Origin of the sequence: Streptosporangium brasiliense (assembly GCF_030811595.1) — a bacterium.
Taxonomy (GTDB): domain Bacteria; phylum Actinomycetota; class Actinomycetes; order Streptosporangiales; family Streptosporangiaceae; genus Streptosporangium; species Streptosporangium brasiliense.
The window spans coordinates 1,946,548-1,965,782 of record NZ_JAUSRB010000001.1 but is presented as its reverse complement, the minus strand read 5'-3'; the positions used below and the strand labels follow the sequence as shown (position 1 = coordinate 1,965,782).

Sequence of the window (19,235 nt, the reverse complement as noted above, 5' to 3'; positions counted from 1 at the left end):
GGGCCTGGCCACCCCCACCGCGCTGCTGGTGGGCACCGGCCGCGGCGCCCAGCTCGGCATCCTGATCAAGGGACCCGAGGTGCTGGAGTCCACCCGCGCCATCGACACCGTCGTGCTCGACAAGACCGGCACCGTCACCGAGGGCCGGATGACCCTGGCCGAGGTGCACCTCGCCGACGGCGAGGACCGCGCCGAGGTGCTGCGCCTGGCCGGCGCCCTGGAGCACGCCTCCGAGCACCCCATCGCCCAGGCCATCGCCCGGGGCGCCGCCGACCAGGTGGGCGAGCTGCCCGCGCCGGAGGACTTCGCCAACGTCGAAGGGCTCGGCGTCCAGGGCACCGTCGACGGGCACGCCGTCCTCGTCGGCCGCCCCCGCCTGCTGGCCGAGTGGTCCCAGCACCTGCCCGCCGAGCTGGAGCGCAAGCTGGCCGAGGCCCAGGCGGCCGGCCGTACCGCCGTCGCGGTCGGCTGGGACGGCCGGGCCCGCGCGGTCCTCACCGTCGCCGACACCGTCAAGCCGACCTCGGCGGAGGCGATCAGGCAGCTGCGCGGCCTGGGACTGACCCCGGTCCTGCTCACCGGCGACAACGAGGCCGTCGCCCGGTCCGTGGCGGCCGAGGTGGGCATCGACGAGGTGATCGCCGAGGTGCTGCCCGCCGACAAGGTCGACGTGGTCAAGCGCCTGCAGGCCGAGGGCCGGTCGGTGGCCATGGTCGGCGACGGCGTCAACGACGCCGCCGCGCTCGCCCAGGCCGACCTCGGCCTGGCCATGGGCACCGGCACCGACGCGGCCATCGAGGCCTCCGACCTCACCCTGGTCCGCGGCGACCTGCGGGTGGCCGCCGACGCGATCCGCCTGTCCCGCCGCACCCTGCGCACCATCAAGGGCAACCTGTTCTGGGCCTTCGCCTACAACGTGGCCGCCCTCCCGCTGGCCGCCCTCGGCCTGCTCAACCCGATGATCGCCGGAGCCGCGATGGCCTTCTCCTCGGTCTTCGTGGTGACCAACAGCCTGCGGCTGCGCGGCTTCAAGTAAGCCGCCGGTTCAAACGAGCAAGGCGCCGTGACGGCCTCCAGCCTGACGCCGGGGGCCGTCACGCCGCTGTCCGGGGTATGGGCAGGCGGCGACCCTCCCAATTCGCGGAGATCCCTTGCAGATAAACGATAGGTTGCTACCGTTTTGTGCGAGAGCGGTCTGGACGGCGAGTCATCCAGGGGGTTGCATGAGCGAGTCTCCGACTCTGCCGCTGCACATGCGGCGGGCAGGGTTCGATCCTGATCCGGAACTGGCGGCGCTGCGCGACGGGGAGGGGGTCAGGCGCGTCAGCACGCCGTTCGGCGTCGACGCCTGGCTGGTCACCCGCTACGCGGACGTGCGCGCGGTGTTGGGCGACGCCGAGCGGTTCGGCATCGCCCAGCAGAGCGCCATCCGCATGCCGGACGCGCCGAAGCTGAGCCCGGAGGAGATCGCCGCGATGCGGGCGGGCAACCTGCTCGCGTTCGACCCTCCCGAGCACACCCGGCTGCGCCGGATCCTGACGCCGGAGTTCACCATCCGCCGGATGCGGCGGCTGGAACCGCGGATCAGGCGCATCGTCGACGAGCATCTGGACGCCATGGAGAGCGCGGGCTCGCCGGCCGACCTGGTGTCGTCGTTCGCGCTGCCGGTCCCGTCGCTGGTCATCTGCGAACTGCTGGGCGTGCCGTACGCCGACCGGGAGGACTTCCAGCGCAGGACCAGCCGGATGCTCGACGTGTCGGTGCCCATCGAGGAGCGCCTGGCGGTGCAGCGGGAGTCGCGCGCGTACATGAGGGAGCTGGTCTCCCGCATCCAGGCCGACCCGGGCGAGGAGCTGCTCGGGATGCTGGTGCGCGAGCACGGCGACGACCTGACGACGGACGAGCTCACCGGCATCGGCAGCCTGCTGCTGCTGGCCGGTCACGAGACGACCTCCAACATGCTCGGGCTGGGCACGCTGGCCCTGCTGCGCAACCCCGACCAGCTGGAGCTGCTCAGGAAGGAGCCCGAGCGGATCGACGCGGCGGTGGAGGAGCTGCTGCGCTGGCTCAGCATCGTCCACTCCGGCACGGCCAAGCTGACCACCACGGAGGTCGAGCTGGCGGGCCAGACGATCGGGCCCGGCGAGCTGGTGATGTGCGCGCTGCCCGCCGCCAACCGCGACCCCGCGCTCATGCCCGACCCGGACGCCTTCGACATCACGCGGGGCGCGCCCGGTCACGTGGCCTTCGGCCACGGCGTGCACCACTGCCTGGGCGCGCCGCTGGCGCGGATGGAGATGCGGATCGCCTTCCCCGCCCTGCTCCAGCGCTTCCCCGAGCTGCGCCCCGTCTCCCCCGAGGCGCACTTCCGCTCCTTCCACATCGTGTACGGCCTGACGACCCTGGAGGTCGCGTGGTGACCCGGGGCAGGCGTCTCATCGGCCGGTAGGCGTCTCATCGGGTGAACGCGGACGCTTCCGGCGCCCGGCCGGCCGGGGTCACGCGGACCGGGTCACACGGGCCGGGGCTCCGCGCATGCCGTGGCCCCGGCGTGCACCGGCGGCCGCCAGGTTCCGGCGGCCGCGGGCTCACTTGTCCTCTCCGGTCTCCTTGACCTCCGGCTGGTCGAGGACGACGTCATAGGTCACCGGGATCAGCCGCCGCAGCCCGGTGTCGACACCCCCGCCGGGGGCGTCGAACACGATCTTTCCTCCGCGGGTCACGTCCCTGACCCGGTCGACGACGTATTCGTGGACCTGCTCACCGGATCCGCCGACCGCCTCGGCGGCCTGCGTGTCCTCACGCCCTTCCGGCACCATGACCTCCTGACCGGGACCGGGGCACCGCGCCCCGCACTCCACGCTAACCGGCGCCTCCCCCACCGCGGCGCCATCGGCGGGGGCGAGACCGGCGGCCCTCTCCAAGCGGACGGATCCAGCAGCTCACGCACCAGCTCCGCGGGCTGCTGGAGCAGATCGACAGCGCGTCGATGCCCGATCCGGACCAGTTCATGACGGCATTGGAGATGATCTCTGTGTTCGAGACCTCGTTCACGGCAGAACAGCGGGAGCAACTGGCCCGGCGCCGGGCCGGCCTCGGCCCGGAAGCCGTCGAGGCGGCCAGGACCGAATGGGCCGGGCTCGTCGAGGAGCTCCTGCGGCACGTCCAGGACGGCACCCCCGCCGACGATCCGCGGGTGCAGGCCCTGGTCGGCCGCTGGGACGCGCTGGGGGGCCGGTTCCACGGCGACGGCGACGGCGGAGAGCGGACCAGGGCCGCGGCACGGACGATGTGGCGGGAGAACAGCGAGGAACTCGGCCGGAACCTGCCGTGGCCCGTGGACCGGATGCGCGACCTGGTCCACTACCTGGAGCGGGCCCGGCAGGCCGGATGACCTTCGGCGAGCCTTGCGGCGACGAGATACCCACCTCGGCGACAGTTGCGCGTCGCCCTCGGCCCCGTATCGTCCCCACCAGTGATCCCGACCGCGCGAGGAAGGATCGGCATGACCGACGATGTGGTGCGACGCGTCTTCCAGTCAGTCGACTCGTTCGACCCCGGCGAGTTCGTGCGGTTGCTGGCCGAGGACGCCACGTTGGCGTTCGGCAACGCCGAGCCGATGGCGGGACGTGAGGCCATCGCCGCCGGGTTGCGCGCGTTCTTCTCCACCATCGGCGGCCTGCGGCACCGGATCGTCAGGAACTGGCAGGTGGACGCCGACATCATCGCCGAGACCGAGGTGACCTACCGGCGGCTCGACGGCAAGGATGTCAGCGTCGTAGCCGTGTCGATCTGGCGCACCCGCGACGACGGCCTGATCACGGACTACCGCATATTCGTCGACCTCGCCCCCGTCTACATGGCCTGAACGGGTATGTCCTGAGCCGTTCGGGGTCCGGGAACGGCGAAGGTGCCGACGATCCGTCTGTGACGACAGATGTCGACACCTTCTGACCGCACTGCAGGTGAAGATCGATGACCGGCTCGGCAGACCAGCTCGACAGGCCGGGCACTCACGCCTGGCCCCTTCATATGTCCGCGTCGGTTAGGGTTTCAAGGTAACCGGCAGCGGGCAGGCGTCAGGTCAGCGCGCTCGGCACAGGACTTCCATGACTCCGGCAGGGGCAGAGCGGTGACGGCGGCAGACGCCAACATGCGCGGCAGAGCAGCGCCGCGCACCGGCGCGGACTGCGCATCGGCAGAGGTTCGGCGTCGCACGACTGGACCGAACCTACGCCGGGTGAGGCGTCAGCGGCCGGACACACCCTGGGCAGCGCACCCCGCGGCCCCGCATCAAGATCAACTCAATGTGGACCTCAGGCCGGTTCCGGACCCGCCGAAGACCCTCCGAACACCATCGGATCATGTCCGGCACCAGAGCGGGCCCACCTACCGCCTTTGTCGCTTCCTGACAAACGGACCCCCTCGGCCGCGGCTGGTCGGGAACGGGCTCCGAGTCCATGAGCCGCTGCGCGACCAAGATCACATCAGCCGCATGCCACACCATCCCGGTGGATGCGTCTGTGCGATCCCCACAACTCCGGCCGCGAAACACGCTTAGTCCCCGCCATTTCGGCATCCCGGGGGCAGCCAAGAGTATGTACCCCGGTCGGGGCGAGGGTAGCCGCCATGTTCACCGTCTTCGAAAGGCCTGCTCAGTGTTCAGTCGTGTCGCCATCGTCAACCGCGGTGAAGCCGCCATGCGGCTCATCCACGCCGTTCGGGACCTAGCCGCGGAGACAGGGACACGGATCGAGACCGTCGCCCTGTACACGGACTCCGACCGGACGGCCACGTTCGTCCGTGAGGCGGACATCGCCTACGACTTGGGGCCCGCGGCGGACCGGCCCTATCTGGACCACGCCGTACTCAAGAAAGCCCTGGTCGAGACCGGTGCGGACGCGGCCTGGGTCGGTTGGGGCTTCGTGGCGGAGGACCCGGCGTTCGCCGACCTGTGCGCCGGGATCGGCGTGACGTTCGTCGGCCCGAGCGCCGAGGCGATGCGCAAGCTGGGCGACAAGATCGGCTCGAAGCTGATCGCCGAAGAGGTCGGCGTGCCCGTCGCGCCGTGGAGCCGCGGTCCGGTGGAGACGCTGGAGGAGGCGAAGGCGGCGGCGGACCGGATCGGCTACCCGTTGATGCTGAAGGCGACCGCGGGCGGCGGTGGTCGTGGTATCCGGATGGTCGCCAACGCCGACGAGCTGACCCGGGCCTACGAGCTGACGCGCCAGGAGGCCGCGCGCGCGTTCGGCAGTGGCGTCGTGTTCCTGGAGCGCCTGGTGACGGGCGCCCGGCACGTCGAAGTACAGGTCATCGCGGATGGGCAGGGCACCGCGTGGGCGCTGGGCGTGCGCGACTGCTCCGTGCAGCGGCGCAACCAGAAGATCATCGAGGAGTCCGCCTCCCCGGTCCTCGACGCCGAGCAGGTCGCCGAGCTGAAGGCCTCGGCCGAGCGGCTCGTGCTCGCGGTGGGCTACCAGGGCGCGGGCACCATCGAGTTCCTCTACCACCCCGGTGAGCGGCTGTTCGCCTTTCTAGAGGTCAACACGCGCCTGCAGGTCGAGCACCCGATCACCGAGATCACCACCGGCGTCGACCTGGTGAAGGCCCAGTTGCACATCGCGGCGGGCGGCAAGCTCGAAGGCGACGCGCCCGAGGAGTGGGGGCACGCCGTTGAGGCGCGCCTCAACGCCGAGGACCCCGACCGCGACTTCGCACCCTCGCCCGGCCGGATCACGCGGCTGGCGCTGCCCAGCGGCCCCGGCATCCGGGTGGACACCGGGTTCAGCGAGGGCGACGCGATCCCCGCCGACTTCGACTCGATGATCGCCAAGATCATCGCCCACGGCCGTGACCGCACGGAGGCGTTGGCCCGCCTGCGCCGCGCGATGACCCAGACGACCGTCATCATCGAGGGCGGCGTGACGAACAAGGGCTTCGTCCGCATGCTGCTCGACGAGCCCGCGGTGATCGACGGGTCCGCCGACACCGGCTGGATCGACCGCGTGCGCGCCCAGGGCGCCCTCGTGTCGCACCGGCACTCCGCGATCGCGCTGATCGCCGCCGCCGTCGAGGCTTACGAGGACGAGGAGGCCGTGACGCGCCAGCGCTTCCTGTCCACCGCGCACGGCGGCCGTCCGCAGTCGCAGCACGACAGCGGCCGCGCGCTGGAGCTCAAGCTCCGCGACGTCGGCTACCGCGTCCAGGTCGCCCGCATCGGTGGCCACCGGTTCCGCATCGGCATCTCGGCGGGCGGCCCCGAGCACGCGGCCGACGTCGGCATCGAGCGCTTCGACGAGCACAGCGGCCAGATCACCGTGAACGGCGTCCGATTCAAAGTCGTCACGAGCACTCACGGCCCGATCCACCTGGTCGAGGTCGACGGCGTCACGCACCGGATCAGCCGCGACGAGGGCGGCATCGTGCGCTCGCCCGTGCCCGCGCTCGTGGTGGCCACACCGCTGCAGGTGGGCGACGAGGTCGAGGCCGGCGCGCCGCTGCTCGTGGTCGAGAGCATGAAGATGGAGACCGTGCTGCGCGCGCCGTTCCGCGGCCGCGTGCGGGAGCTCGCGGTGTCGCTCGGCAGCCAGGTGGAGGCGGGCGCCCGCCTGCTCCGCCTGGAGCCGCTGGGTGACGGCGACGAGGCGGCCGACCCCGCGGCCGCGGCGAAGGAAGCCGAGCTGGACCTGCCCTCCGAGCCGGTGGACGTGCCCGCCGCCGAGCGGGCCGCGCGCGCTCTGCAGGACCTGCGCAGCCTGCTGCTGGGCTTCGACATCGACCCCCGGGACGACAAGCGCCTGCTCGCCGACTATCTGGCCGCGCGCGCCGAGCTCGTCGCGGAGGGCGGACACGAGCTGGCCGGTGAGGTCGAGCTGCTGCGCCTGTTCGCCGACCTGAGCGAACTGAGCCGCAACCGGCCCGCCGGCGAGGAGTCGAAGTCCGCCTCCTCGGTGCACAGCCCCCGCGAATACTTCCACACCTACCTGCGGTACCTCGATTCGGACCGGTCCGGGCTGTCGGACAGCTTCCAGCAGCGGCTCACGCAGGTGCTGTCCCGCTACGGCGTCGAGGGCCTGGACCGCACGCCGGAGCTGGAGGACGCGGTCTTCCGGATCTTCCTGGCCCAGCAGCGCGCCGCCGCCGACGTCGCCGTGGTGACGGCCCTGCTGCGCCAGTGGGTGAACGAGGCCCCGCCCGCCGAGGCGGACCGCGTCACCGTCGGCCTGGCGCTGGAGCACCTGGTCGCCGCCACCCAGGTCCGGTTCCCGGCCGTCGCGGACCTGGCGCGCGGCGTCGTGTTCGCCTGGTTCGCCCAACCGCTGCTGCGCCGCACCCGCGCCAAGGTCTACACGGCCGTGCGCAAGCACCTGCGCCACCTCGACCACCATCCGGACGCGCCCGACCGGGCCGAGCGGATCTCCGCGATGGTCGCCAGTCCCGAGCCGCTCGTCCGGCTGGTCGGCCGGCGGATCGGCCGCGAGGGCACGGACCCCGTGCCGCTGCTGGAGGTGCTGAGCCGCCGCTACTACGGCAACCGCGCGCTCAGCGACATCCGGGTGAGCAAGGCGGTGGGCTGCACGTTCGTCGTCGCCGACCACCTCACCGCGGCCGGCGGAGGCCGCGTCGTGACCACCGCGGTCGACTTCCTGGCGCTGGCCCAGGCGGTCAAGGCGGTCGACGAGTTCGCCGGTGACGGCGCGCTGGTGGCGGACCTCTACCTGACCTGGTCGGACGGTCCGAGCGACCCCGACGAGATGGCCGCGCGCCTGCGCGAGGTCCTGGCCGCGCAGCAGCCGTCGGACCGGATCGACCGCATCACCACGACCGTCGCGGGCAACAGCGGCGCCGTGATGCACCACCACTTCACCTTCCGGCCGTCCGCGGACGGCTTCGTGGAGGAGCGGCTGCTGCGCGGTCTGCACCCGCGCATCGCCGAGCGCATGCAGCTGGAGCGGCTGCGCGACTTCGACCTCACCCGGCTGCCCTCGCCCGACGAGGAGGTCTACCTCTTCCGGGCCGCGGCACGGCAGAACCCGTCCGACGAGCGCCTGGTCGCCCTGGGGCAGGTCCGCGACCTGACCCCGTTGCGTGACGACGAGGGCAGGCTCGTCGCGCTGCCCGCGGCCGAGGACATCCTGGCCACGTGCCTCGACGCGATCCGCCGGGCCAAGAAGCCCGGCGCGAAGACGTCCGCCACGAACCGGATCGTCATCTACGTGTGGCCGCCGACCGACCTCTCACCGGACGACCTGAACACCGTGGCCAGGCGCGTGTTGCCGACGACGGCGGGTGCGGGCCTGGAGGAGGTGCTGTTCCTCGGCAGGCGCCGCGACAGCGCCACCGGTGAGCTCGTCGACATCGCCGTCCGGATCGGCTATGACATGAGTTCGGGCGTGCAACTGTCCGTCGGGCCGCCGCCGACCGAGCCCATCGAGCCGCTGGACGACTACCGCCAGGACGTGCTGCGCGCGCACAGCCGCGGCACGCACCACCCGTACGAGCTGACCGGCATGCTCGCCGGACCGTCCGGCTCGTTCACCGAGTACGACCTGGACGAGCACTCGAACCTGGTGCCGGTGGACCGGCCCAAGGGGCGCAACACCGCCGCGCTCGTCGCGGGTGTCGTCAGCACGCCCACGCCGCGCCACCCGGAGGGCATGACCCGCGTCGTGCTGCTGGGCGACCCGACGAAGGCGCTCGGCGCGCTGTCCGAGCCCGAGTGCGCGCGGGTGATCGCCGCGCTCGACCTGGCCGAGCGGATGCGGGTGCCGCTGGAGTGGTTCGCGCTCTCCGCGGGCGCCCGGATCTCGATGTCGTCCGGCACCGAGAACATGGACTGGGTGGCGGCCGCGCTGAAGCGGATCGTGAACTTCACCCAGGACGGCGGCGAGATCAACGTCGTGGTCGCGGGCATCAACGTCGGCGCCCAGCCGTACTGGAACGCCGAGGCCACGATGCTCATGCACACCAAGGGCATCCTGGTGATGACACCCGACTCCGCGATGGTGCTGACGGGCAAGCAGTCGCTCGACTTCTCCGGCGGGGTGTCGGCCGAGGACAACCACGGCATCGGCGGCTACGACCGGATCATGGGCCCGAACGGCCAGGCTCAGTACTGGGCGCCGGACATCCGCGGCGCGCGGGAGATCCTGATGTCGCACTACGACCACAGCTACGTCGCACCGGGGGAGAGCCGGCCGCGCACGACGGCCACCGACGACCCGGTGGACCGCGACGTCTCGACGTTCCCGCACGCCGTGCCGGACAGCGACTTCACGACAGTGGGCCAGATCTTCTCCGTCGAGTCCAACCCGGACCGCAAGAAGCCGTTCGACATCCGCACAGTCATGCGCGCGCTGTCCGATCAGGACCACCCGGTGCTGGAGCGGTGGGCGGGCATGGCCGAGGCGGACACCGCCGTGGTCCAGGATGTCCACCTCGGTGGCCGGCCGGTGTGCCTGCTGGGCATCGAGTCCCGGTCCGTGCCGCGCCGCGGATTCCCCCCCACCGACGGCCCGGACACCTACACCGCGGGCACCTTGTTCCCGCAGTCGTCCAAGAAGGCCGCTCGGGCCATCAACGCCGCCAGCGGGAACCGTCCGCTGGTCGTGCTGGCCAACCTGTCAGGGTTCGACGGGTCGCCCGAGTCGATGCGCAGGCTGCAGCTGGAGTACGGCGCGGAGATCGGCCGCGCGGTGGTGAACTTCAAGGGCCCCATCGTGTTCTGCGTGATCTCTCGATACCACGGCGGCGCGTTCGTGGTGTTCTCCAAGGCCCTCAACCCGAACATGACCGTGCTCGCGGTCGAGGGCTCGTTCGCCTCGGTGCTCGGCGGTGCTCCGGCCGCCGCGGTGGTCTTCTCGCGCGACGTCGACAAGCGGACCGGCAACGACCCCCGCGTTCTCGCGCTCGCCGCCCGTGTCGCGGAGGCGCCGGCTGCCACGCGGGCCGCGTTGGCCGCCGAACTGGCCGAGCTGCGATCGTCCGTGCGGGCCGAGAAGCTCACCGAGGTGGCCACCGAGTTCGACCGGGTGCACAGCATCCAGCGGGCGGTCGACGTCGGCTCGGTGGACGCGATCATCAGCTGCGCCGAGCTGCGGCCGCAGATCATCGAGGCGGTCGAGAAGGGCCTTGCCCGACAGGCCTGACCTGGTCCTGAGGCCGGACGCCCGCGCCTTTTCGAGGCGGGCGTCCGGCTTCCCGCGTCCGGGGGCCGGTAGTGATCGCGGAGAATCCATCCGATATCGCCGGCCGTACAGGCCGGGCCGGGCGGTCGGCGGGAGGCGGGACGGTCCTGGGACCTGAGGTCCTCGCCCGTCCGCCGCAAGGTGTGGGATGCCTCCGAGCGGGCGGCGGGTGCATGGTCATACAGCGCCGTGCACGGCGAAGCGCCGCTCATGTAGAGGCGCGCGAGGGTGCTAGGGTCGCGCCATGCCACGTACGGACAGGGCGTCGCGGGTGATCGCTGCGCCAGCCGATCGCGTCTGGGCCGCACTCGTCGATCGCGAGGCGCTCACGGCATGGCTCCCTCCAGCCGGGATGACCGGCAGATTCGAGCGATTCGATGGCCGGCCGGGCGGTTCGTACCGGTTGGTGCTGACCTATTCCGACGCTTCCGGCGCGCCCGGCAAGGCGACCGTGGATTCCGACGTCGTCGAGGCTCGCTTCGTCGACATCGTCCCCGGCGTGCGGGTCGTGCAGGCGGTGGACTTCGTCTCCGACGATCCCGCCTACGCCGGCACGATGACCATGACCTGGGAGGTCACCGCCGTCGGAGCGGGGACGCGCGTCGACGTCGTCGCCGGGGACGTCCCGGACGGCATCTCCGCGGACGACCACGCCGCGGGGCTCGCCTCCTCCCTGACGAACCTCGCCGCCTACGCGGAGCGGTAGCCCTCGCTGCCGCCGCGTCAGGCGATGTTCGCCCTGCTAGTACACCGAGATGTGGGGGTGGTCGTAGTGGTTGGCGGTGGTGCCGCCGCGGTCGGACATCATCCGCCAGGTGCCGGTGCGGACGTGCCAGATCCGCTGGCGGAAGATGATGTACATGATGCCCAGCCGCCGGGCGTTCTTGATGGCCCAGGCCGCGATCTGGTGACCGCGATTGGTCTCCGCTGCTGAGGGCATGCCGCCGCCGGTGCTGAGCATGAAGTCGCAGGCGCGGCCCAGTGGGTGCTCCCCGCCGCCGGCGATGCCGCCGTCGGCCCGGTAGCAGCCGATCCCGAAGCGCGGGCCGAAGCGCTGCGCGATCAGCTGCCGGACCAGCCGCATCCGCGGCGTGATGTTGTCCGGCCCCGACGGCAGTTGGGGGACCCACGAACCGTCGGCCCTGCGCAGCCCCGGAGTGGGGTAGAGCCGGTCGATCCTGTCCTTGATCTGGCCGATCAGTTTCTCCGCGCGCTTCTTCTGGCCGTCGAGCTTCTTGAGCGACGCGCGCAGTTGCTCGGCGCGTTCGTCGGCCGCCGTCCGCGCCGCCCGGTGAAAGTCACGGATCTTGGCGAACCCCTGCAGCTTGGCGTCCTGCTCGCGGATGAGCTGCTGGGTGAGCGCCAGACGGTTGAGCATGGCGCCGGGATCGGTGTTGACCAGCAGCGCCGCGGTCATCCCCATCCTGCCGGCGCGGTACTGCTCGGCGGCCAGCAGGCGGATCTCGGCCGCGGCGCTGTCGAACTGCCGCTGCGCGCGTTCGAGGTTGCCGCGCGCCACCTTCTCGGACTTCTCCACCTTCTGCAGCTCGACCCGGCCGGCGTGGTATTCGGCGATCATGGTCTCGGACTGCTTCTGCAGCTGCGCCAGCTCCTTGCGGAGCTTCTTGGCGCTGGGCTTGGGCGCGGCATGGCCGGCCGAGACCATGCAGGCGCACAGGAGCACGGCGGTGAACGCCGAGAGCAGGGCTCGAAGTGCGTCGTGACGCCGGATCCCGCGGGACGCAGCCGTCACGCTTCTCCCTTCCCCGAAGGTACGGGCACCCGCTCCAGCGCGTCGAGCCGGGCTGCCCTTCGTCCGATGGACGGTAGTAGAGGATGATGCCCCCATGGCGGCTGTTGTGCCAAATCCGACGTTTGGCGCCTACGACGGAGATGTTCGCCGGGGAACCGCCGCGGCCCGCACCGTCGCCCCTGCCACCGGGCGTCAGCGCCGGCGGCGATCCGTCCTGCCGGGGAGGGATTGCGTCGTGGCGGCCGTCACGGGCGGCCGCCGGGCGGGTAGACCCGGAGCGCGGCCTCCAGGGCGGCCGACTCCTCGGGGGTCAGCCGTTCCAGGAAGTGCACAAGGGTGGCCGCCTGGTTGCCGCCGGAGGCGAGGGCGTCGCGCATGAGCTGGGCGGTGTGGGCCTCTCTGCTGGCCACCGCCTCGTAGATGTAGGCCCGGCCGACCGGCCGCCGGCGCAGCAGGCCCTTGGTGTGCAGCTTGTCCATCACGGTCATGACCGTGGTGTAGGCGATCTCCCGTCCGCGGCGGAGGTCCTCCAGCACGTCCCGGACCGACGCGGGCCGGTGATAGGACCACATCCGGTCCATGATCGCGGACTCCAGGTCTCCCAGACCACGCATCGCGCGCGACTCCCATCTACCCGCGGACCGTTCGATGCTACCTGCCGTCGTAGACACCCGCCATGCCCGCGCGGCGCGGGCCGGCGCGGTGACCGGCGGCCCGGGGAGGGCCCCTCGACCACGCAGCGGGCCGCTCCCGAGCCGTCTCGCCCTCCCGGCGGTACGGCGTCTCGGCCTCCGGGAGCACGGTGTCCGTCGGCCTCCTCGGCTTCGCTCCTATCATCGATAGTAGAGCCCGCCCGCGCTCGGGCCGGCCCCGCCCGGCGACTATCCGTTCCTCGCCTCGCCGGTGCCCGAATGGTCTCCCGACACGGTGTCACGCAGGCTCGAGACGGCGGAGTTCACCCGTTCCAGGGCCTCCTCGTCGGCGAGCTCGGGTCTCCGCGGCGCCCGACCCGCGCGGACGTCGGAGGCGATGCCCTCCAGGGAGGTCACCAGCGCCTGGACGGCCGCCTCCGACGGCGGCGGCGCCCCGTGCTCGGTCCGCGCGACGGTGGCGGCGGTCGCGTCGGCCACCCGTTCCAGCGCGGTCATCGCGGGCATCCAGGTGGTGATGCGCCGGCTGACCACACGTGGCTCGGTCACCGCCCGCTGGAAGACCGTCCGCAGGTCGGCGAAGGCGTCGTACGCCTGGCGGCGGAGCAGCGCCCTCCCGGGGTCCTCCGGGTCGAAGGCGTGCCGCAGGTAGCGCGCGGTGGCCGACACCGCGTCGGCGAACCTCGGCCCGACCGGTGCCTCCCAGCTCGCCGGCCATGGCAGATATCCCAGCAGCAGGACGATGGCGCAGCCGGCCAGGGTGTCCACCAGGCGGACCTCCGCCAGCTTCGGGCCGCCGCGGGTCAGCAGGTCCACCAGGAGCAGCACCAGCGGCGCCTGGAAGGCCGACATCATGCCCCAGTTGCGCTGCATGCCGTACGGCATGAGCGCCGCGAAGACGGCGATCGGGATCAGCAGCGCCGGGCCGTACGGCACCACCAGGAGCACCACCGTGCCGATCAGCGTCCCCGCGAGCGTCCCGAGCGCGCGCTGCACGGCCCGCGCGAACACCGACCCGAAGTCGGGTTTGAGCACCAGCGCGACGGTCAGCATCAGCCAGTAGGACCGCTCGAACCAGCCGGACTCGCTCACCGCTCCGGCGACGCCCATGCAGAGCACGAGCCGGACCGTGTAGACGCGGGCCAGGTGCCCGTACCACATCCTCTCCCACAGCATCCGGAGCCGCCGGCGGTGCCCGACCGGCTCGTAGGGCACCTGGCCGGCCGCGATGTCACCGCCGGAGGCCAGCTCGGCGGCGCCCCGCACGGCCGAGTGCAGGGCGCGCAGGGCCGGTGAGCCGTACTCCTGCCGCGGCCCCCGCGGCTCGGGCCCGCCGGCGAGCATGTCGGTGACCCCCGCCACGGCGACCGCCAGTTCCTCCGGCGGCTCCCGTTCCTCCTGGCACAGCGAGATCAGCGCGTTGCGGATCAGCGAGGACTGGTTCAGCAGGGCGACCAGGCGGGTGCGCTCGGGATCGGTCCCGGCCGCCGCGGAGCGAGCGCTGAGCACCGTGTCGTAGCCGCTCTTGAGGGCGGTGTCGAACGCCTTCAGCCCGTCGCGGCCGTGATCGGCGAACAGCCGGCTGAGGGCGTGGTAGGCCGCGGTGACCGCGGCCTCCTCCGCCGCCCGGGGGCGCAGCGGCCAGCCGGCCAGCGCCAGCGCGAGGGCCCACACCGCGCCCAGCAGGAATTTCAGCGTGTTCGGGCCGGGCGGCCCCGGGACCGGGATGCCGGTGCCGAGCACGGTCATCACCAGGAGCTGGAGCCCGGCCGCCGACCCCGCGGCCCCAGCCGTACTGATCAGCGCGGACAGCGCCGAGACGGCCGTCACGACCAGCACCGTCCACCAGCCGTCGCCGCGCACCAGCGCCCCGGTGAGATATCCCAGCGCCCCGGCGGAGCCGGCCGCGCACATCAGGATGATCCTGGCGCGGTAGGACCCGCCCCGGTCGGCCATCGAGGTGGACATGACGCCCATGGACGGCAGCAGGCCGAGCGCGATCTGCCCGGCGGCGAGTCCCACAAGGAGCGGGGTGGTCACGCCCACGGCCATGCGGAGCATCGGTCCCCACCGGAGCGCCGCCGGCGCCGGCCGTACCGCCTCCAGCAGCCAGCCCGGGGCGGCGTCGGTCAGCCGGTCGGCGGCCCGCCGGAAGACTGGTGACATCGCTCGCCGCGCTCAGCGCACCGGCCCGCCGGGGCCGTCCGGCCCGCCCGGGGCGCCCGGCCCGTCCCGGCGGGACGGCGGCCGGGCCTCCGCCGGGGCGGGGACGTGCGGGCCCGTGGCGTTCGCTTCGCCCTTCACGGGCGCTCTCCTACCCCTCCGTCCGTCCGGCTTATCCCCATGTTCACCGACGAACACTTGACCGTCCCGCGGCCCGGCCCGCCGCGCTGACCGGGTTGTCAGGCGCCGACAATCTCCTCCCGCGAATTGCTGACGCCCCCACAAGCGCCCGCCCGCGCCCGCCTGTAGCGTTCTCGCCTGAACGGATCCGGTCGCCGGCGCGCTCCGCTCTCCCCCCGCCGACCACAGCGGCCGGTCCCGCGGCGCGAGCTCACGGAAGTGCCCATCGACCGAGAGGACGGCGACACCGTGCGCGCACCTTCCATGAAGTCCGTCATGCCGCTCGCCGCGGCCACCATGCTGCTGGCGGCCCTCGCCGGCCCCGCCTCCGCCGCCCGGTCGGCGCCGGCGCGCGAGGTGCTCCTGGTGGGCAACGCGCAGGGCGGGACGGTCAGCTTCGTCGACAGCGCCACCTACCGCAACCTGGGCTCCTTCGACGCGGTCCCCGATCTGGACGAGCGCCTGAGGGCGATGAACCCGGTCGAGCGCGCCGGCTACGAGGCGGTCAACCGGATCCAGGGATACCGCAAGCTCGTCGACGACATGGCGCTGTCCCCCGACGGGCGCACCCTGTACGTCTCCCGCGGCAACCTGTCTGACGCGGTGGCCTTCGACATCGCCGGCCGGAGGATGCTGTGGCGCTACAAGATCGAGGGCTTCAAGGCCGACCACGCGGCGCTCTCCGCCGACGGCAGGCACTTCATCGTGTCGGCGACGACCGCCTCCGCGGCGCAGGTGATCGACACCGCCACCGGCGCGCTCGTCACCGACATCCCGACCGGGACCTATCCGCACGCCAACGACTACTCCCCCGACGGCAGGTTCCTGTACAACTCCAGCATCGGCGTCACCTCCCTGCCCAGGGCGCTGAACGCCCTCAAGGGCGGCAGGCAGCTCACGGTCGTGGACGCCGCCACGCTCAAGGTGATCAGGAAACACACCTTCGAGTACGGCATCCGCCCCGCGGTGTTCACTCCCGACAACAGGACGATGTACGCCCAGTTCTCCTATCTCAACGGCTTCGCCGAGGTCGACCTGGTCACCGGGAAGATCACCCGGAAGGTCGAGATGCCCTTCAGCGAGGCGGGCGGGAGGCTCGCCGCCGACGACTACCCGCAGAACTCCGCGCACCATGGCATGGCGATGTCGGGCGACAACGGCAAGCTCTGCGTGGCGGGCACGATCGACGACTACGTGGCGATCGTCGACCGTCCCGGGCTGACCACGCGGGGCTACGTGCACTACGACGCCGGCAGCCTGCCGTACTGGGCGACCACCGGCGCCGACGGCCGACGCTGCTTCGTGTCGCTCAGCGAGAAGGACGTGATCTCGGTCGTGGACTACGACACCGCGCGCGAGGTGGCCCGGGTGCCGGTCGGCGACTTCCCCCAGCGTGAGCGGCCGGGACAGGTCCCCGAGGATGTGATCGGCTCCCTGGACCCCGCCGCGGGCTGACAGCCCGTCCGGGGACGTCGGCGCCCGCGGTCCGGCCGGCCCTGTGACCCGCCGCCGCGTATCCGGCCCGCGGCGGCGCGGCGCTCAGCGCCTGACCCCCATGCCGACCAGGCCGGCGAACCTCTCGGGACCGGCCCCTCCGGCGCCGGGGCGCCATTCGGTGGGGCCGACCAGGCCCGGCTCGGACAGCTCGAAGCCGTCGAAGAAGGCGAGGATCTCCTCGCGCGTGCGCGCCCCGAGCCGGGCGCTGGCGCCCTGGTAGACCTGCTCGGTGGCCGCCATCTTCTGCGGGAATCCGTCCTTCGACAGGTGGGAGAGGATCAGGTGGCTCCCGGGCGCGGCGGCGTCGCGGAAGTCCGCGACGACGCGGTGCGGGCCGTCCGCGTCACCGACGAAGTGCAGCACGGAGACGAACAGGAGCGCGAGCGGCTCGTCGAAGTCGACGATCTCCCGGACCGTGGGGTGGCCGAGGATCTCGGCGGGCCTGCGCAGGTCGGCCTGGACGAAGCCCACGCCGTCGGACCTGGCCAGGATCGCGTGGGCGTGACTGGCGACCACCGGGTCGTAGTCCACGTAGACCACCCGCGCGCCGGGTCCGGCGACCTCGTGGACGTTCTCCCTGGTCGGCAGGCCGGAGCCCAGATCGAGGAACTGGCGGACCCCGGCCTCTGCGGCCGCCCGCACCGCCCGCCCCAGGAAGGCCCGGTTGAGCCGGACGCCCCGCAGGACCCGCCCCTCGGAGATCTTGACGATCTCCTCGGCGCTCTCGCGGTCGGCCGCGAAGTTGTCCTTGCCCCCGAGCCAGTAGTCGTACATGCGGGCGATGTTGGGGGTGTCGGCTCCCACGAGGGCGGTCACGTCGCGGGTGTTCGCGGAGTCTCCCTTGGACGGCATAGTGATCGACTATAGGAGCTCAGGTGACGGCGGGAACGCCTTTTCGGCCGCATTCCTCCCCTGGTCGGCGCCGCCGCTCCCCGCCCTGATCGGCGCCGCCACCCCCGCCCTGATCGGGGCCGCCGCCCCTCCGCCTGGTCCCCCGGTGGCGCCGCCGTCCCTCCGCCGCCGGCGCCGTCACCCGACCGCCTCCAGGATGGCCGCGTTGGCCAGCCCGCCCGCCTCGCACATGGTCTGCAGCCCGTAGCGGGCTCCGCGCTGGTGCATGGCGTTGACGAGGGTGGTCATCAGGCGGGTGCCGCTGGCGCCCAGGGGGTGGCCCAGCGCGATGGCGCCGCCGTTGACGTTGACCTTGGCGGGGTCGGCGCCGGTCTCCTTCAGCCAGGCCAGCACGACGGAGGCGAAGGCCTCGTTGACCTCGAACAGGTCGATGTCGTCCAGGCTCAGCCCGGCCCGGCTCAGCACCTTTCCGGTGGCCGGGATGATGCCGGTCAGCATGGTCAGCGGGTCGGAGCCGACCACCGAGAAGCTGTGCAGCCGCGCCTTCGGGCGCAGCCCCAGCCGGGCCGCGGTCTCGCCGGAGGCGATCAGCACGGCGGAGGCGCCGTCGTTGATCGGGCTGGCGTTGCCCGCGGTGACCGACCAGGTGATCTGCGGGAAGCGCTCGGCGAAGGTGGGGTCGGCGAAGGCCGGGCGGAGCCCGGCGAGGATCTCGGGGGTGGTGCCCGGCCGTACGGACTCGTCGGCGGTCACCATTCCGGCGTCCGTCGCGACGGGTGCGAGCTCGGCGTCGAACAGGCCGTCCGCGTGCGCCCGCGCGGCCCGCCGGTGGGAGGCGGCGGCGAAGGCGTCCATCTCCTCCCGGCCGATCGACCACTCCGCCGCGACGAGCTCGGCGCTGATGCCCTGGGGCACCAGCCCCTCGGGGTAGCGGGCCGCGACCCCGGGGCCGAAGGGGTCGGCGCCCGGCGGCACGTTGGACCACATCGGCACCCGGCTCATCGACTCGATCCCGCAGGCCACCACCAGGTCGTACGCCCCGGAGATCACGCCCTGGGCGGCGAAGTGGACGGCCTGCTGGGAGGAGCCGCACTGGCGGTCGACGGTGGTCGCCGGGACGGACTCCGGGAAGCCGGCCGACAGCCAGGCGTAGCGGGTGGTGTTCATCGCCTGCTCCCCCACCTGGTCGACGCAGCCGCCGATCACGTCGTCGACGAGTGCCGGGTCGACGCCGGAGCGGCCGAGGAGGGCACGGAGGGTGTGGGCGAGCAGCTCGACCGGGTGGACGCCGGCGAGCGCGCCGCCCGGCTTCCCCTTCCCGATCGGGGTCCGTACGGCCTCCACGATGACGGCGTCGCGCATGTCCATCGCTCCTTGCGGGCGGCAGGTTAGTTGGAAAACTGGATGAACTATAACCCGGTGAGTTGGATAAGCAAATGCGCTGGCCTAGGCTGGGCGTATGCGCGACGCCCGCCCCTGTTCGATCGCCGACGCGCTCAGCGTGATCGGCGAGAAATACTCCCTGCTGGTGCTCCGCGAGGTCTTCTGGGGCGTCCGGCGCTTCGACGCCATGACCCGCAACATCGGGGCCCCGCGCGACATCCTGGCCACGCGCCTGCGCACCCTCGTGGAGGCGGGTGTGCTAGAGCGGGTCCCCTACAGCGAGCGGCCGCCCCGCTTCGAATACCACCTCACCGACGCGGGGCGGGAGCTGCGTCCGGTGCTGCTCACGCTGATGAGCTGGGGCGACCGCCATCTCGTCGACCGCCCTCCGGTGGTGTTCCGGCACTCCTGCGGGACCGACCTCGACCCGGTGGTGGTCTGCCGCGCCTGCGGCGAGGAGGTGGCGGAAGACTCGCTCACCGCCCGCTTCCAGATCCCGGGCTGGGGGGCCACCGGCGCCGTGCCGGCCTGAGACCGGCCCGGCGGACGCCGGACGGACGGACGCCGGAC

General features: G+C 72.4%; 15 protein-coding genes. 8 read left to right on the top strand and 7 right to left on the bottom strand.

Going from position 1 to position 19,235, the window contains the following annotated elements; all coding sequences use genetic code 11:
- Together J2S55_RS08605 and J2S55_RS08600 are read left to right on the top strand one after the other, a co-directional pair.
- On the top strand, positions 1-1,036 hold a 1,036-nt coding region (locus tag J2S55_RS08605), incomplete at its 5' end, for a heavy metal translocating P-type ATPase (RefSeq protein WP_306858528.1).
- 187 nt (positions 1,037-1,223) lie between these two features.
- The gene (locus tag J2S55_RS08600) at positions 1,224-2,420 is read left to right on the top strand and encodes a cytochrome P450 (protein WP_306858527.1); all 1,197 of its coding nucleotides are present in this window, start codon (positions 1,224-1,226) and stop codon (positions 2,418-2,420) included.
- Positions 2,421-2,588: 168 nt separating this feature from the next.
- On the opposite strand, the gene J2S55_RS08595 is transcribed toward J2S55_RS08600, so the two are convergent.
- Positions 2,589-2,819 carry a hypothetical protein gene (locus tag J2S55_RS08595; protein ID WP_306858526.1) on the bottom strand — a complete coding sequence of 77 codons (231 nt, stop codon included), beginning with the start codon at positions 2,817-2,819 and terminating at the stop codon, positions 2,589-2,591.
- 206 nt (positions 2,820-3,025) lie between these two features.
- Here J2S55_RS08595 and J2S55_RS08590 point away from each other — a divergent pair, with 206 nt between their 5' ends.
- From J2S55_RS08590 to J2S55_RS08575, 4 genes are all read left to right on the top strand, one after another.
- The gene (locus tag J2S55_RS08590) at positions 3,026-3,394 is read left to right on the top strand and encodes a TipAS antibiotic-recognition domain-containing protein (protein WP_306858525.1); all 369 of its coding nucleotides are present in this window, start codon (positions 3,026-3,028) and stop codon (positions 3,392-3,394) included.
- 111 nt (positions 3,395-3,505) lie between these two features.
- Positions 3,506-3,868: a nuclear transport factor 2 family protein gene (locus tag J2S55_RS08585; RefSeq protein ID WP_306858524.1), complete on the top strand. Its 363-nt coding sequence runs from the start codon at positions 3,506-3,508 to the stop codon at positions 3,866-3,868.
- Positions 3,869-4,658: 790 nt separating this feature from the next.
- On the top strand, positions 4,659-10,148 hold the full coding sequence (locus J2S55_RS08580) for an ATP-binding protein (RefSeq protein WP_306858523.1): 5,490 nt from the start codon (positions 4,659-4,661) through the stop codon (positions 10,146-10,148).
- Between the two features lie 283 nt (positions 10,149-10,431).
- Complete coding sequence (locus tag J2S55_RS08575; protein ID WP_306858522.1) at positions 10,432-10,893, top strand: SRPBCC family protein; 462 nt, start codon at positions 10,432-10,434, stop codon at positions 10,891-10,893.
- Positions 10,894-10,929: 36 nt separating this feature from the next.
- Here J2S55_RS08575 and J2S55_RS08570 read toward each other — a convergent pair whose 3' ends face one another.
- The 4 genes from J2S55_RS08570 to J2S55_RS08555 all read right to left on the bottom strand — a co-directional run bounded on the left by J2S55_RS08570 (position 10,930) and on the right by J2S55_RS08555 (position 14,894).
- A complete protein-coding gene (locus J2S55_RS08570) occupies positions 10,930-11,940 on the bottom strand; it encodes a coiled-coil domain-containing protein (protein ID WP_306858521.1) in 1,011 nt (336 codons plus the stop codon).
- 245 nt (positions 11,941-12,185) lie between these two features.
- Complete coding sequence (locus J2S55_RS08565) at positions 12,186-12,554, bottom strand: BlaI/MecI/CopY family transcriptional regulator (protein WP_306858520.1); 369 nt, start codon at positions 12,552-12,554, stop codon at positions 12,186-12,188.
- Between the two features lie 267 nt (positions 12,555-12,821).
- Positions 12,822-14,756, bottom strand: coding sequence for an FUSC family protein (locus J2S55_RS08560; RefSeq protein ID WP_306858519.1), 1,935 nt, complete (start codon positions 14,754-14,756; stop codon positions 12,822-12,824).
- 12 nt (positions 14,757-14,768) lie between these two features.
- Entirely contained in the window at positions 14,769-14,894 is a 126-nt protein-coding gene (locus tag J2S55_RS08555) for a hypothetical protein (RefSeq protein WP_306858518.1), read from the bottom strand.
- 258 nt (positions 14,895-15,152) lie between these two features.
- On the opposite strand from J2S55_RS08555, the gene J2S55_RS08550 reads away from it, so the two are divergent.
- Positions 15,153-16,388 carry a YncE family protein gene (locus tag J2S55_RS08550; RefSeq protein ID WP_306858517.1) on the top strand — a complete coding sequence of 412 codons (1,236 nt, stop codon included), beginning with the start codon at positions 15,153-15,155 and terminating at the stop codon, positions 16,386-16,388.
- A gap of 84 nt (positions 16,389-16,472) precedes the next feature.
- Here J2S55_RS08550 and J2S55_RS08545 read toward each other — a convergent pair whose 3' ends face one another.
- Together J2S55_RS08545 and J2S55_RS08540 are read right to left on the bottom strand one after the other, a co-directional pair.
- The gene (locus tag J2S55_RS08545) at positions 16,473-17,282 is read right to left on the bottom strand and encodes an SAM-dependent methyltransferase (RefSeq protein ID WP_306858516.1); all 810 of its coding nucleotides are present in this window, start codon (positions 17,280-17,282) and stop codon (positions 16,473-16,475) included.
- Positions 17,283-17,459: 177 nt separating this feature from the next.
- Complete coding sequence (locus J2S55_RS08540; protein WP_306858515.1) at positions 17,460-18,644, bottom strand: thiolase family protein; 1,185 nt, start codon at positions 18,642-18,644, stop codon at positions 17,460-17,462.
- 97 nt (positions 18,645-18,741) lie between these two features.
- Between J2S55_RS08540 and J2S55_RS08535 the strand changes: the two genes are divergently transcribed.
- Entirely contained in the window at positions 18,742-19,197 is a 456-nt protein-coding gene (locus J2S55_RS08535; protein WP_306858514.1) for a winged helix-turn-helix transcriptional regulator, read from the top strand.
- The last annotated feature ends 38 nt before the right edge of the window (positions 19,198-19,235 follow it).